The sequence below is a fragment of the Microvirga sp. VF16 genome, from assembly GCF_016864375.1.
GTDB lineage: Bacteria > Pseudomonadota > Alphaproteobacteria > Rhizobiales > Beijerinckiaceae > Microvirga.
This window is the reverse complement of sequence record NZ_CP069355.1, coordinates 1371570-1384417: the sequence shown is the minus strand read 5'-3', so window position 1 is coordinate 1384417 and position 12848 is coordinate 1371570. Positions and strand designations below refer to the sequence as shown.

Genomic DNA, 12848 nt, shown 5'->3' with positions numbered 1-12848 from the left:
ATCTCTTCAGAGAACAGCCAGTTTGGCCCACCAACGGCTGCGAGGAAGGACTGGCATGAGCCTTTATCGTGTCGGCAAGGGTCTGCGCCATTGGATCCGAGAATGGCGCTCCCGACGGAGGCAGCGCGTCTTGCGAGATCTTGCAAATCTCAATGATCATCAACGTCGCGACATCCGGCTTGATCCTGCTCAGGAAAATCGGATCGACAGGTGGTGGCGTCTGCCTCCACCTGAGTCAGGATAAGCGCGGTTGCCAAACGGAAACCCGGGGCAACCATTCGCAGGTATGGTGTCTGGGCCAATGCTCTTGCATCACATCGGTCTCTATACCTGCGGCGGCCGCAGCGCTGGAGTGCTTTGTCGGTCTCCCAAGAGGCACTGTTGAAGTCCGAGAGAGCCAGGAACAGCTTCGCGCGTTGGAGCATGACATGCACATCATCGTCGACAGCGAGCCTCGCGGAGTTGATACTCAACTTGATTTGGAGCAAGCGCGACAACTCCTCTCCCAGACGAGAGCCAAAGATGATGATGAATTTCGGGTAAGGCCGGTTATAGAACTGGGGATGTGACGAAAACCGACCCCTCATCCTTTGCTCATTTGGCCTGTCTGGGCCGGCCTTTGGGATACGATGGCAGGTCGGGGTCAATCACCGACCACTCCACCTGGGATTGGCACCAGCTTTGGTGCGTTGGTCGAACAAGCGACTGCTCGTCGAGAACGCCAGCCTTCACGTAGACCTGGCCCGGATGCTGAGGGGATGTTCCATACAGCGGAGAACAACACTTCAAACAGAAGTACCGCGTCAATTCGTTGCCGCTGTCCGCAATCTTCGTGAATGAGCCAGTTTCGCCCGAAAGAACACGAAACTCGCTCGCTTCGAATGGCACGGCGACGCTGAAGGCGCTGCCGGTGGATTTGCGGCAGTCTTCGCAATGGCAATAGGTGCCCGGTCCAAGCGGCATGCCACAAGAAATCCTGACCGCCCCGCACAGGCATGTCGCTGCAGTTTGCCTAAGCATGTGTGGTCTCCGGCCCGGTGCACCCGATCATCCCTCGCGCATACGCGAACTGGTGCGGCAGGCCTATGCTGGTCCTGACCGGTCGAGAGCGATGCACTCCTGCAGGAACTCGCGCTTGAACTCCGCATTGTCCGCCATCTCGCCCCAGTAATGGGTGTTGACCATGCGGCTGCGGTGGCTGGCGCGCACGCCGCGCTGGGTCTTACACATATGTACGGCGCTGATGCGCACGGCTAGACCTCGGGGTGCGGTCATGTCCATGATGTACTGACCGATCTGCTTGACGAGTTCCTCCTGGATCTGCAAACGGGCAGCAAAGTACTCGACGATCCGGTCATATTTTGACAGGCCGATGATCTTGCCGTCGGCTGCCGGCAGAATGCCGATAGTGGCCTGACCGTAGATCGGCATCAGATGGTGCGCACACATGGAGCGCAGCGCGATCGGGCCGGTGACAATCAACTGATCGTAGGCCTGAGCATTGTCGAATTCGGTAATGCGCGGCGGCGCGTTGAAGCGACCTTCCAAGAGTTCTTCGACATACATCTTGGCGACACGCTGGGGCGTGTCCCGGGTGTTGTGGTCGTTCTGATGGTCGATGCGCAGGATGTCGAACAGCTCCTCCACCTTCTGGGCGGCCGCTGCCATCATCACTGCGCGCTCGGCTTCACTCAGAGGCTGGTCGAACGCCTCGTTGCACAAGCGTGCAAGGTTCAGATCACGGGTGTGGAAGTTCATCATGGCCCCTGCGGATCATTTTGTGATTAGTTTGAGCGGTTGAAGAGATGAGTGGCCAGCAGGGCGAGCGACAAGCCGGCTATGATTAAGACCAGTATTAGGATGAAGCGGGTTACGTTCTCATGACGCGCCAGCCGGGCATCGATGGCTTTCAGGCTTCGCTGCTTCGCCTGCTCGTACTTTGCCTTTTCAGCATAGTCGTAGGCCTTCATTCAGGCCCCCAGGCGACGTTTTTATATACCGGTGCTCTACCAGCCTTCCGCCTTCATGGGAAGATGGTCCGCAACGTGCGCGTAAGCGGCATTACGAAACACGACCAGGACTCCTGGAGAAGTATGTGTCCAGGCGGAGGGATAGAAGGACATCGCCTGACGCATCAACAACCTTGAGCTGCCAGCCCTGCCAGTCTTCAGGATAAGCACGCTCCTGCATCTCCTGAATAGACTCCAGAACTCTCGGCAATGCCGTCTCAAAGTCTGGGACGAGAACGCCTGTAGCGTCAGGGATGACCTGATCACCCTTCACAAGATGGAAGTAAATACGAGCCAACGGCTGACGAAATCCCACAGCGTCTACCCCCTGTGGGAGGCGGCAGGGTTCAGGCCTGCCGCCTCTGCGCGACCTGAGTCCTGTTGGGGTGCCGGCGGACTGGCTTACCAACGCTCCAATCCCGCGCCGGTGAACAGTAATCGTCAAGCACATACATTCATAAAAGCGTGGAATGGCAAACTAATAAGAAGTATGCGTTTATCAGTAGGACGCATTTTTAGAATATTTGCTCCTATCGCTGGAAAGTTGTCCGGCGTAATTCGCAGAATTTCCTTTATGAAACAGGTGCGGGGCTGTCGGCGTCAGTCTCCGTTGGGAGGGCAGCGGGCTAAGATTGGACGACACTTCGGCTGTCGAGTTGCAGGATTGTAAGTGCCCGTTTGAAAATTGCTCCGGGTGAGCGACGCGGCGGAGCATGAAGCTGCTCGGCGACCCCGATCCTGGTCTCCGAGACATTGCGACGCTCCTTGTCGTCGCGCACCCGCCGCGCGCTTGTCCTCGAAGCCCGCAAGTTGAGCTAATGTGCCTCGACACCGATCGTGCCGGCCAACATGGAGGACATCATGGCGACGATTGCGGAGCAGGTCTGCGCCCAGCTCGACAGCCGATTGCATGCCGCCGAGGCCGCCGTCGCGGCCGATCATGGCGCATCACCTGTGCTTGCGGCCGTTCTCGCCGAATTCCGGCGGAAATTCGCAAAGACGCGGCCGGCCGTGGAAGGCGATCCGGGCTCTGGTCCGCGCGAGGCCGTGGTCGAACTCGAGCAGGCGGCCGACAGCACCAAATGGGCCGCCCTGGCCGATCCGGGCGCCTCCGAGCAGACGAAACTGGCGGTGGTGTCCGCGCATGACGCGATCTGCTGGTTCAAGGCAACCGGCAGCCTTCTCGAGCGCGAGCATGTCGAACCGGATCCGCTCGCTGGATAAAGAGGAATGATCATGGCTGCGCCTGTCGATCCTCATGGCCGCCTCCTCGCCGTTCCGGTCCTACTCCTGATCCAAGCGGATGTCCTGCAAGAGAAAGTACGGCAATGTCAGAACCTCCTTTATGGAACCGGCGCTGGGACGATTGGTGCCCATCCGCGTTGTCTTGGCTGAGTGACGCTGCTGCACGGCCAAGGCTTTGAAAGCGGACCATCGCATCAACTGGCTTCTGACGACTCTGGAGCCGGACGACTTTGCGGCTCTTGAGCCACACCTTGAATTCGTCGATCTATTGCGTGGGCAGGTGCTGTATGAGCCTGGCGCCGTCGTACGCGACGCGTACTTCCCCCATCAAGCTGTTGTCTCGCTGGTGAATATGCTGGAGGACGGCACCACCGTCGAGGTGGCCCTGTTCGGGCGCGGTGGCGTCCTGGGCCTGTTCAGCGCCTTGGTCTCGCGGGAGGCGTTTGGCCGCTATGTCGTGCAGATCCCTGGCAGTGCCTCGCGCATTGCGGTCGAGCGCCTGGACGAGATCAGAAACATCCGCCCGAAGCTGCAGCAGGTGATCGCCGGCTACGGCGAGGTCCTGCTCGCCCAGACGTTCCAGATCCTCACCTGCAACGCCGTTCATCCGGTGGAGGCGCGCTGCTGCCGCTGGATCCTGATGATGCATGACCGGGCGGAGCAAGACACCCTGCCACTCACGCACGAGTTCCTGGCCGAGATGCTGGGGGTGCAACGCTCGACCGTGAGCGTGGTGACGCGCACTCTGCAGACGGCGGGGCTGATCCAGCAGGGGCGCGGGAGCATCACGGTGACGGACCGGACCGGTCTCGAGGAGACGGTGTGCGAGTGCTACGACAGGATCTGCCGCATCTACCAGCGCCTGCTACCGGGCTCCCATCGATCCCGAGCACCGTCGGAATAGAGGTTGTTGTGACTGACCGCGAATGTCCGAGAAGCCGAATTTTACAAGGGCTTGGCACGGCTCAGGTCAACTTATGTCAATGCGGGCTTCTCCGCCCTCCTCGAGCGACGAGGGCGTGAGCAAAGACGTAGCAGATCAGACCCACTGCTTGGTTGTCGAGGATCAGGCCCTCATTGCCATGTCCATCGAGATCTACCTGGAGGAAGCCGGCATGGCCGTACAGGCCGTGAGCTCCAGCGCTGAGGCACGAGCTTGGCGCGAGGCCCATACGGCTGACATTGCCATTGTCGACTTCCTGCTCCAGGACGGCCCGGCCACGGAGCTCGCCGCGGAACTCAACCGCCGCGCCATCCCGTTCGTCATCTATTCCGGCTACCCTCCGCGCCATGGTCTGTCCTCGGAGCTTCAGGGGGTGCCGTGGCTCGAAAAGCCGACGAGCCGTGACGAGTTGCTGAAGGTTGTGCTGAACACTCTCATGGCTGTGTCAGGGCAGGCGCCCTCCAGTTCGACTCTTCAATCTTGATCATTTCCTTTCTGTGGACTTCCCCTTGGATGAAGCTGGATGGAACTGGCGTGTCTGTGAGAACCTCAGCTATTGCTGGCAGAGGGTGGTGTGGAATGGCAATGGCCGACGAGATCGAGGCACTGATTAGCCGTAGCCCCGGCCTGACGGAGGCCGAGATTGCGACGGCCTTGTTTGGGGATGCAGCCTACCCGCAGCAGGTCAGCAACGCGTGTCGATCCCTGCTGAGGAGCCGCCGCATCAAGCGAAGTGGCCGGGGCGGGCGCAGCGATCCGTTTCGCTACTTCCCGAAAGGGACGCTGGCTGCTCTCCTCGCTCACAGGTAAAGCGCCGGAGCTTCTACATCTGATTCCGGGAAGGTCCTATATGGACCGGCTACTGTCGGCAGCGAGAGGAGAAGTTCGCCTTTGCCTGTTGCGGCCTGCCCTATCCAATTCTGCCCCGGAGCATCATGTAACCGAACGGTTGCATGATAAGGGCGGATGGGCTAGTCAGTGGGCCATGGAACTCGACAGCATCTTCCGAGCGCTCTGCGATCCGACACGCCGCCGCATGGTGGAGGAGTTGGCGGAGCGTGATGGGCAGACGCTGTTCGAGCTGCATGTCCGGCTCATCAGCTGGCACGGGGCGAGCCTGTCCCGGCAGGCCCTGTCCAAGCACCTGTCAGCGCTTGAGGAAGCGGGCTTGGTCCGCACTGAATGGCGCTGGCGCAGCAAGCACCATTACCTGGAACGCAAGCCCCTGCGCCAGCTGTGCGACGTGTGGCTCCGGCCCCTCGCCTTTCCGCCCGACAGCAAGGAGAACGCCACCGATGAAGATCGTGCTCACGAGTGTGATGGTCGATGATCAAGAGAAGGCGTTGCGCTTTTACGGCGACGTTCTGGGGTTCCAACCCAAGTCCGACATCCCCCTGGGCGAGCACCGCTGGCTGACCCTGGTCTCACCGGGCGATTCCGACGGCGTGCAGCTTGTGCTGGAGCCCGATGCCCATCCTGCCGCCAAGCCGTTCAAGGCCGCGCTCGTCGCCGACGGCATCCCGGCGACCTCGTTCGGCGTGGCCGACGTCCACGCCGAGCATGAACGCCTGTCCGCTCTGGGTGTCGTCTTCACGCAGCCGCCAATCGTCATGGGCCCGGTCACGACGGCGGTGTTCAATGACACCTGCGGCAACCTGATCCAGATCGCCCAGCACCACTGACAAAGCATTGCCGAGCCTGGACGCATGGGTTGGCAGAAGAGGTCCGGTTAGGCTCGGCGCGCTCTGGTGGAGACCGCCATCAGCCGGCTGAAACCCGTGATTGGAGATGCGCGGCGCTCGTGGGCCGACCGGCGTCGTACGACTGAGGTCGCCATCGCCGTTCAAGCCTTGAACCGCATGCTTGAGCTTGGGCGCCCGAAGTCCATCTGCACCGCCTAAACAGCGGCATGGGGTGGGCTCAGGACGTTCACCAACCGATCCGTGCAACACGGTCCGCTGTTGCAGACCTCAGACGCAAAATCGTCAGGTTAATCGGCAGGTTCACAACTCTACCCATATCCAGTACCAATGTCCGCACATGGTGGAACCCGATTTAGCTTCCCTCTCGCAGCGCTATGCCTCCCGGTTCACGGCTATTGAACTGGTCGTTGGCGGCGTGAACCGGACGTACCGGGTGCGAGATGCGGAAAATGTCTTTTACCTTCGGCTGTATCGGTCCATCGGGCGGTCAGTCCCAGAGATTGACTTGGAAATTCGTCTTCTGATGCTTTTCCCGGACGACGCGGGGGTTGAGGTGGCGCGCCCGGTCGCGACGGCCGATGGTCGTTTCCTTGTGACGCTGGAGCGGGATGCCGAGCCGCGGCACGCTTGCCTCTTCGAAGCCATTCAGGGGCGAGAAATGGCGAATTCTCCGGCTGACATGAGGCTGTTCGGCACGGCGCTCGCTACCTTGCATTCAGCCATGCCTCTCTCGCTCGATGCAGACATGCGCAGTCTCGATCCAACCGTGATCTGCCATCATGCGATAAAAGCGTTGGGATCCATCGGTGGGAGCCAACCTCTGATACGGACGATCGAACGAGAGTGCCTTCCAGCGTTTCAAAATCCGGGAGTTAGTCGCCTTCCGGCCGGACTCTGCCATGGCGATGCGTGGCCAGGGAATGTGCGCGTTCGGGATGGCAAGGTGGGTTTCTTCGACTTCGACGACTTCGATTATGGACCCCTCATCATCGATCTCGGGACAGCCGCATGGCATCGGGGTCAGGAGGGAGGCCAAGCGAGGGACGAAGTGATATCGGCGTTGGTGTCGGGATACGAGACCGCTCGCTCTCTGTCGGCTGGCGAGAAAGCGGCGCTACCTCCGTTCATCAAACTCGCCGAAATTCGCTCGCTCCTCTTCCTGGCCCAATATTGTGCCCTGACTGAAGAGATGTGGTCGGACGTGTTCAACAGGGCCCACAACCTCCTTTCGGTGTCGCACAATCCCTAGGTTTGGGCTGGAACAAGATCTGCTCCTCCACGACGCTCACGCCAGCCCGCGCGTTCCTCTCTGCCACGTCCGTCATGCTCCTCGTCCGCCGCTTGGGATGCCACTCATGATGATAGGCGGGCTCCAAGAAGGGACCCTCCTGCGCGATTTATCTCAGTTCGTCCTGAATCCTGCACATGAGTCGGTTCAGAGCAGTTCTTCTGCATCTGCTTGCTGGAAGACGCCGCTAACCAGCCTGCCATGACTGGTAGAAAGGCAGGGGCAATTCTTATTGGGCGCAAAGAGTTATGACCGCAACAGCCGTCGGCCTCGCAAAAGAACCGGTCTACGCACTGTTGTCCTATGGCCTTCTCAGTGCCGTGAATTCCCTGCCAGCGAGTCCGGCAATGGTGATCTATTTTCTACATCCACACATGATCGGGCTATCGCGCTGCAAACGGGCACTTCCACGAATGAGTATGACGTTTTATGAGTGTTGTGTTTGATTTCCCTTTGTCGCGAAAATCCTAAGACTGGTTCCGTCACAGGTTTTAGTCGCAAACGCTTTGCGAGACGAAGCTGCCATGGCATAGGTCCGGTAAGGCGCCTCCCCAATGGATCCAGCGTGATGCTGCGGCAACGAACCACGAAACAGGAGAGACAATGCCGTCCATATCCACTCGCCGCGCCACCGCAATGGACACCGAGACGATCGCCGGTTTCATTCACGCGCTGCTTGATGAACTCTCTGGCGGGAAGGCGCCCGCGCGCGACGTTATCCGACAAAGCGCGGAGACCGTGCTTGCCGACGCCGGCGTGGTCGCCGTGATTGCCAGTGCCGGTGACGAGCCGGTCGGCATCATGGTGCTGAACGAATGCACGGCGATCTATGCCGGAGGCAAGTTCGGCGAGATTTCGGAGCTTTATGTTCGACCGGACCTGCGCTCCAAGGGGATTGCCCTTCATCTGCTCGAGGTCGCCTTGCAGGACAGCCGTGCGCGTGGATGGAAGCGACTTGAGGTTGGAGCGCCCGGGCAACCAAAATGGAAGCGCACTCTCGATTTCTATCTGCGGAACGGGTTCGAGGAGGTCGGCCCTCGGCTGCGTCGGATTCTCTAGGTTCAGCGTGTCTGCTATGGGCTGGCTCAGAGCAACCTGCCGCGAAAATCCTGGCTTTCGCACGTCGCAAAGGTCTTCAATTGATGCGGCAATCCGGATATTTGCGAGGACGGAGAAAAGATGGAAGCGAGAGCGGGGCTGACGCGAGCAACAATAATGCTCTCTCTAGGAATGGCGCTGTCGGGTACGGCCGGACTTTTTTCTATCTCATCCGGCCAGCCGACTTTCAATGTGGTGTTCTTCCGCTGTCTTTTTGGAGCATTGGCGCTCATTGGATGGGCCTCACTTCGGGATGGCTGGAGGAGACTTTTAGGCGTCGAACGGAAGCAATGGCCGCTCGTTCTGGTGAGTGGAATCTGTCTTATTCTCAACTGGCTGGCTTTGTTTGAGGCCTTTCATCGGACATCGATCGGGTTCGCGACCATCATTTATCATCTGCAACCCTTCTGGATCGTTCTCGCCGGCGGCCTATTGCTGAAGGAAGCTCTATCGCGACACAGGATTGGATGGATATGCCTGGCATTTGCCGGCTTGGTCCTGACCATCCTGCCAAAACTCGGAGATATGCAAACCGACCGGAATTGGTTGTTTGGCATTGGCCTGGCGCTCACCGCTTCGCTTTTCTATGCCGCTACGACCTTGACGACACGGGCGGTAAAGGGTGTGAAGCCGGAAGTGCTCAGCGCGGTTCACTGTCTGATCGGATGTATTGCCTTCTTGCCGGTTCTCAACCTGGGAACGCTTCAAACTGGTGGCGCCGCCACCTGGGGATGGCTCGTCGGACTTGGCGTCATTCATACCGGCTTCGTTTACGTGCTGCTATATTCAGCATATCCTAAAGTTCCCACTATGGTCATTGCCGCCGCTGCGTTTCTTAATCCCGCCGCTGCCTTATTGTCCGATTTTCTCGCCTTCGGCCGTTCGATCACAGCCATGCAGGGGGTCGGCTTGGCACTCATCTTGCTAGCCGGCCTTGGTGTGAATCTCGGATGGCCATTTTTCGTCGGAAAGCTTCGCCCTTCGCCGCAAAAGTCCTACAGACCGTCTGAAAACCCCGTCGGGGGTTCTGAAGGTTAGACGACCGTTGTAGCTTTTGCCATGGCGCATCCTTCAGGAACAGACCGCTCTCAATTGCTGCTTCTGCCGGAAGCGATTGATGATTGTGTTTCGTTTCGTCGAGGCCTTCGTTGACGGCCTTGATCTCCTAGCCACCGGGTTCGTACAGGTGGCGGCGAAGGAGACCGGCCGTCCGGGTTACGACCCAGCCGACCTTTTGAAGGTACACGTGCCCGGCTATATCAATCGTGTGCGATCCAGCCGGCGGCTGGAAGCGGAAACGCGCCGCAACATTGAGGTGATCTGGTTGCTCAGATACCTGAAGCCGGACTTTAGCACCATTGCCGATTTTCGGCGGGTCAACCGGTCGGCTTTCCGTCAGGTGTTCTGGGAGTTTGTCCTTGTGTGCCGCCAACTCGACCTGTTCGGGCGGGAGCTTCTGGCCGTCGATCACACGAGAATCAAGGCGGTGAACAAGGATAGCAACTTCACGTGCGGATCGCTCTCGAAGTTCATCCGCGAGGCAGATGAGAAGCTGGCCAACTATATGAAGCGCCTCGACGAGAGCGATGCTGATGAAGAAAAGAACACTGGCGGCAATGACTCCGGCGGTAGCGGCAGCGGCTTGGCGGGGAAAATCGCCGCGATCAAGGGTAAGCGGGATCGCTACAAGGCGCGGCTGGATGAGTCGGACCGCAGCGGCGAGGGCCAGATATCGCTGACCGGCCCGGATGCCCGCGCCATGGTGCGCATGACGAAGGTGGGTGTCAGTTACAATGTACAGTTCGCAGTCGATGTGAAGCACAAGCTGATCGCCGAGCAGGAGGTGGTCAACCAGGTTCTCGGTATGGAGCTTCTTGCGCCGACGGTCGAGGCGGCGATGGAAGCGCTCGGCGTCGATCGGATCGAAGCGGTTGCCGGGGCTCCTTCAAGATCGAGGATATCGAAGTCTGCGAGAAGGCTGGTATCACCGCTTACGTGCCGCAGCCGATCTGCGACCCTGCCGTGCGAGAGGGGTTCTTCTCCAAGGAGGACTTCTGCTCCGATCCGGACAAGGGCATTTTCCTTAGCCCCGGAGACCCGGTCCTCTCACCCCGTCATTACGGCAAATCACGTGACAATGTGAAGATCGACGACACGAACCGCGTCGCCTGCACAGCGCGCCCTCTGCGCGATCGCTGCACAAAGAGCTTCCGCCAGGTCTCCCGGCTTGAGAATGAGGCCGTCCTCGATCAGATGGCAACACGGCTAGCCGCCCGGCCCGACATCCTCGACTGGCGCCGCGAAAGCGGCGAGTACCCGTTCGGCACGATCAAGCAATGGATGAACCAGGGCGCGTTCCTGATGCGCCGTCTGGACAACGTCGGCGGCGAGTTCAGCCTGATGGCGCTTGCTTACAACATCCGTAGAGACATCACCATTGGTGGTGTGCCGGGCCTGATCGCGGCGTTGCGGGCATGAGCAACCCCATGTTGCGTTGTTCCAGGCCCAAGAAAAGCACCCCCTGTGATCATGAATGCTGCATCGCGCCTCAGGAAGCACACAAATCGGGATTTTGAGCAGATCCTCGCCGCGAACGCAGAAACCGAGCTATGCTTGACCGTTAGAAGAGCCCTCGGACGGTCTGCAGGAGCTTCGCATAGGTTGGCCGTCATACCACCCCTCATTTCAAACCGCCCGTCTGATGTTGCGTGCAGTGCGGCCTGAGAACGCAGTTCCGTTATTCGACGAAGGTGCCGGCAAGGATGACGCTAGGCCTTACCTTCAGCGGATCGCTCACGCAGCGCCCGCTCAAACTCAAGTCGTCATAAATGCGTGGGATGAAAACACTTGGTTGGATAACAGCCATTGTCCTTGGGTGATTTTCTGTCTTGGAAAAGCCGGCGATTGGCCCGTATCTGATGTTCATCGAAAGCAATGCAGCTGAAATCCACTATGGGATCGGTCCTTCGTATTGGGGCCGAGGATTTGCCACGGAGGCCGGAAAAGCGGTCATGGATTGGGTCGCACATGATTCGTTGCTATCCGAGGTCACGACATGCTGAGTGGCCGAGCACGCAGCCCGTCGAACGAGGCTCGAAAACATCGGCCTTCACCGCACCCACCTGCTCCCCAAGCATTTTCGCTTCGCAGCAACCGGCGCAAGCGTGGACGGTTGGTTCTACCGTTGGAACGATCTCCAGATCAGGAAATATGACGGGAAATTCCTGACTTTCGCAGACTGCAAGAGACTGCGCTGGCTCTTCCGTCGGCTCAATACGCCTCGTTCTCCTCCGAGCTTCGTATCCAGCAAGACAAGTGTTGTGATCTTTGAACAATCGGGCACCGTGAGAACAGAATTGCTGCTGAGGAACGGGTCGGCTGCCGCACATTCCGGGAGCTGCCGCAAAGCTTCATCTGCTATGGTGGCGCGAAGCGCGTCACTAATCTTCAGAGAGTCGACGAATCTGTTCGGTCGGGCATGAATTGATCCAACGGGCGGAGCGATTGCGCCGGGTACGCCCATCAAACGGATTTTGGAGAAGAGGGTGAGGCCGATCGGCGCGGCGATGATCAACCCGGCCCAACATTCCTTTTCCAAGGCGTTCATCGCCACCTCTATGACCTCCGCTAGGACCGTGCATGCGAGCCGATCTTGGATTCCGTCTAAACAGCACGGATCGGACCAGTGCTCGGCCTGCGATGCTCGCGGAACGCGGCCGTGATCGCACGCAAGGTCTCCTTTGTCCTTGGATCAGAGAGGGACGAATGCAGCACGAGCGATAAAGACGGAAGCGGTGGCAACCCAAGGGCGTCCCCGACATCAACCACATCGACAGGAGCGAGCCGGCGGGGAAAGGGAGCAACCACCAAGCCCGCAGAAAGCGCAGCGGCGATAGCAGCCGTGTCCCCGATGAAGACCTCGGCCCACAGGATCCCGGCGCGAGTGAGCAGTGGGCTTGCCAAGTTACAAATCATGCCGCAGGGGGACAGTCCTGCCATTGGCAGTGGCTCGCCTGGGCGGTGTACGAAATCCGGCGAGGCAAACCAGCCGAAATGCTCTGGTCCGAGAATTTCGCCGGCGCGCCGATCCTCGTCGCTTCGGATGATGATGACATCCAGTCGGCCATGCTCGAAGGATTCGAGGAGTGCACGTGAGGTATCGAGCAGCACTTCTATCGTCAGCGCCGGATCGAGCGATCGCAGCCGCGCCAGCAGCGTCGGGACTTCCGGGCCCATGACATGGCTGGCGATGCCAAGCCGAAAATGTCGACGGGCTGCGGACAGGCTTGCAAGTGCCCGCTCATGCGCAGCGAGAAAGTCACGCGCGGCAGGCAGAAACAACTCGCCCTGAGCGGAAAGACGGACCAGCCGGGGCGTGCGCTCGATCAATTTGTGGCCGATACGCGCCTCAAGCCTCTTCAGCTTCACACTAACCGCCGCCTGTGTCGTGCCAAGCGCTTCGGCAGCGCGGGTGAAGCTGCGATGATCGGCGACCAGCAGGAAGGCGCGGACGCTTTCAGCCTCAAGCGTCGTCATGGCTATTCATTCGAAATTGTTATCAC

The 12848-nt window shown here is 59.5% G+C and carries 18 protein-coding genes and 1 pseudogene; 13 read left to right on the top strand and 6 right to left on the bottom strand.

Annotation, left to right across the window (positions count from 1 at the left end; genetic code table 11):
• Nucleotides 1–310 precede the first annotated feature (310 nt).
• A pseudogene (locus tag JO965_RS48375) lies at nucleotides 311–569 on the top strand (hypothetical protein); the annotation flags it as partial.
• Between the two features lie 25 nt (nucleotides 570–594).
• Here the strand turns inward: JO965_RS48375 and JO965_RS32110 are convergent.
• From JO965_RS32110 to JO965_RS49655, 4 genes are all read right to left on the bottom strand, one after another.
• Nucleotides 595–963: a GFA family protein gene (locus tag JO965_RS32110; RefSeq protein WP_203444914.1), complete on the bottom strand. Its 369-nt coding sequence runs from the start codon at nucleotides 961–963 to the stop codon at nucleotides 595–597.
• Between the two features lie 120 nt (nucleotides 964–1083).
• Nucleotides 1084–1761 carry a GTP cyclohydrolase I gene (gene folE / locus JO965_RS32105; protein WP_203444913.1) on the bottom strand — a complete coding sequence of 226 codons (678 nt, stop codon included), beginning with the start codon at nucleotides 1759–1761 and terminating at the stop codon, nucleotides 1084–1086.
• Nucleotides 1762–1784: 23 nt separating this feature from the next.
• Entirely contained in the window at nucleotides 1785–1970 is a 186-nt protein-coding gene (locus JO965_RS32100) for a hypothetical protein (RefSeq protein WP_203444912.1), read from the bottom strand.
• A 91-nt stretch (nucleotides 1971–2061) separates the two neighbouring features.
• Entirely contained in the window at nucleotides 2062–2460 is a 399-nt protein-coding gene (locus JO965_RS49655; protein WP_371826918.1) for a hypothetical protein, read from the bottom strand.
• Nucleotides 2461–2870: 410 nt separating this feature from the next.
• Here JO965_RS49655 and JO965_RS32095 point away from each other — a divergent pair, with 410 nt between their 5' ends.
• The 12 genes from JO965_RS32095 to JO965_RS49650 all read left to right on the top strand — a co-directional run bounded on the left by JO965_RS32095 (nucleotide 2871) and on the right by JO965_RS49650 (nucleotide 11348).
• Nucleotides 2871–3233, top strand: a complete 363-nt coding sequence (locus JO965_RS32095) for a hypothetical protein (protein ID WP_203444911.1) — start codon at nucleotides 2871–2873, stop codon at nucleotides 3231–3233.
• A gap of 196 nt (nucleotides 3234–3429) precedes the next feature.
• Complete coding sequence (locus JO965_RS32090) at nucleotides 3430–4158, top strand: Crp/Fnr family transcriptional regulator (RefSeq protein WP_203444910.1); 729 nt, start codon at nucleotides 3430–3432, stop codon at nucleotides 4156–4158.
• Between the two features lie 115 nt (nucleotides 4159–4273).
• A complete protein-coding gene (locus JO965_RS32085) occupies nucleotides 4274–4681 on the top strand; it encodes a response regulator (protein ID WP_203444909.1) in 408 nt (135 codons plus the stop codon).
• A 95-nt stretch (nucleotides 4682–4776) separates the two neighbouring features.
• Nucleotides 4777–5007, top strand: coding sequence for a hypothetical protein (locus tag JO965_RS32080; RefSeq protein ID WP_203444908.1), 231 nt, complete (start codon nucleotides 4777–4779; stop codon nucleotides 5005–5007).
• A 175-nt stretch (nucleotides 5008–5182) separates the two neighbouring features.
• Entirely contained in the window at nucleotides 5183–5527 is a 345-nt protein-coding gene (locus tag JO965_RS32075; RefSeq protein ID WP_203444907.1) for a helix-turn-helix transcriptional regulator, read from the top strand.
• Entirely contained in the window at nucleotides 5493–5879 is a 387-nt protein-coding gene (locus JO965_RS32070; RefSeq protein ID WP_203444906.1) for a VOC family protein, read from the top strand. Before JO965_RS32075 ends, JO965_RS32070 begins: the two co-directional genes overlap by 35 nt.
• Before the next feature lie 232 nt (nucleotides 5880–6111).
• Nucleotides 6112–7149 (top strand): phosphotransferase enzyme family protein, encoded by a 1038-nt coding sequence (locus JO965_RS32065; RefSeq protein ID WP_203444905.1) that lies wholly within the window; start codon nucleotides 6112–6114, stop codon nucleotides 7147–7149.
• A 642-nt stretch (nucleotides 7150–7791) separates the two neighbouring features.
• Nucleotides 7792–8247: a GNAT family N-acetyltransferase gene (locus JO965_RS32060; RefSeq protein WP_203444904.1), complete on the top strand. Its 456-nt coding sequence runs from the start codon at nucleotides 7792–7794 to the stop codon at nucleotides 8245–8247.
• A gap of 120 nt (nucleotides 8248–8367) precedes the next feature.
• Nucleotides 8368–9324 carry a DMT family transporter gene (locus JO965_RS32055; RefSeq protein ID WP_203444903.1) on the top strand — a complete coding sequence of 319 codons (957 nt, stop codon included), beginning with the start codon at nucleotides 8368–8370 and terminating at the stop codon, nucleotides 9322–9324.
• Between the two features lie 148 nt (nucleotides 9325–9472).
• A complete protein-coding gene (locus JO965_RS32050; protein ID WP_246776983.1) occupies nucleotides 9473–10429 on the top strand; it encodes a transposase in 957 nt (318 codons plus the stop codon).
• Nucleotides 10426–10764, top strand: coding sequence for a transposase (locus tag JO965_RS48370; RefSeq protein WP_246776982.1), 339 nt, complete (start codon nucleotides 10426–10428; stop codon nucleotides 10762–10764). The genes JO965_RS32050 and JO965_RS48370 overlap by 4 nt, the downstream gene beginning before the upstream one ends.
• A gap of 440 nt (nucleotides 10765–11204) precedes the next feature.
• Nucleotides 11205–11348 carry a GNAT family N-acetyltransferase gene (locus tag JO965_RS49650; protein WP_371826965.1) on the top strand — a complete coding sequence of 48 codons (144 nt, stop codon included), beginning with the start codon at nucleotides 11205–11207 and terminating at the stop codon, nucleotides 11346–11348.
• Between the two features lie 116 nt (nucleotides 11349–11464).
• On the opposite strand, the gene JO965_RS32040 is transcribed toward JO965_RS49650, so the two are convergent.
• Together JO965_RS32040 and JO965_RS32035 are read right to left on the bottom strand one after the other, a co-directional pair.
• On the bottom strand, nucleotides 11465–11893 hold the full coding sequence (locus JO965_RS32040; RefSeq protein ID WP_203444901.1) for a hypothetical protein: 429 nt from the start codon (nucleotides 11891–11893) through the stop codon (nucleotides 11465–11467).
• A gap of 56 nt (nucleotides 11894–11949) precedes the next feature.
• Nucleotides 11950–12822, bottom strand: coding sequence for a LysR family transcriptional regulator (locus tag JO965_RS32035; RefSeq protein ID WP_203444900.1), 873 nt, complete (start codon nucleotides 12820–12822; stop codon nucleotides 11950–11952).
• Between the last annotated feature and the right edge of the window lie 26 nt (nucleotides 12823–12848).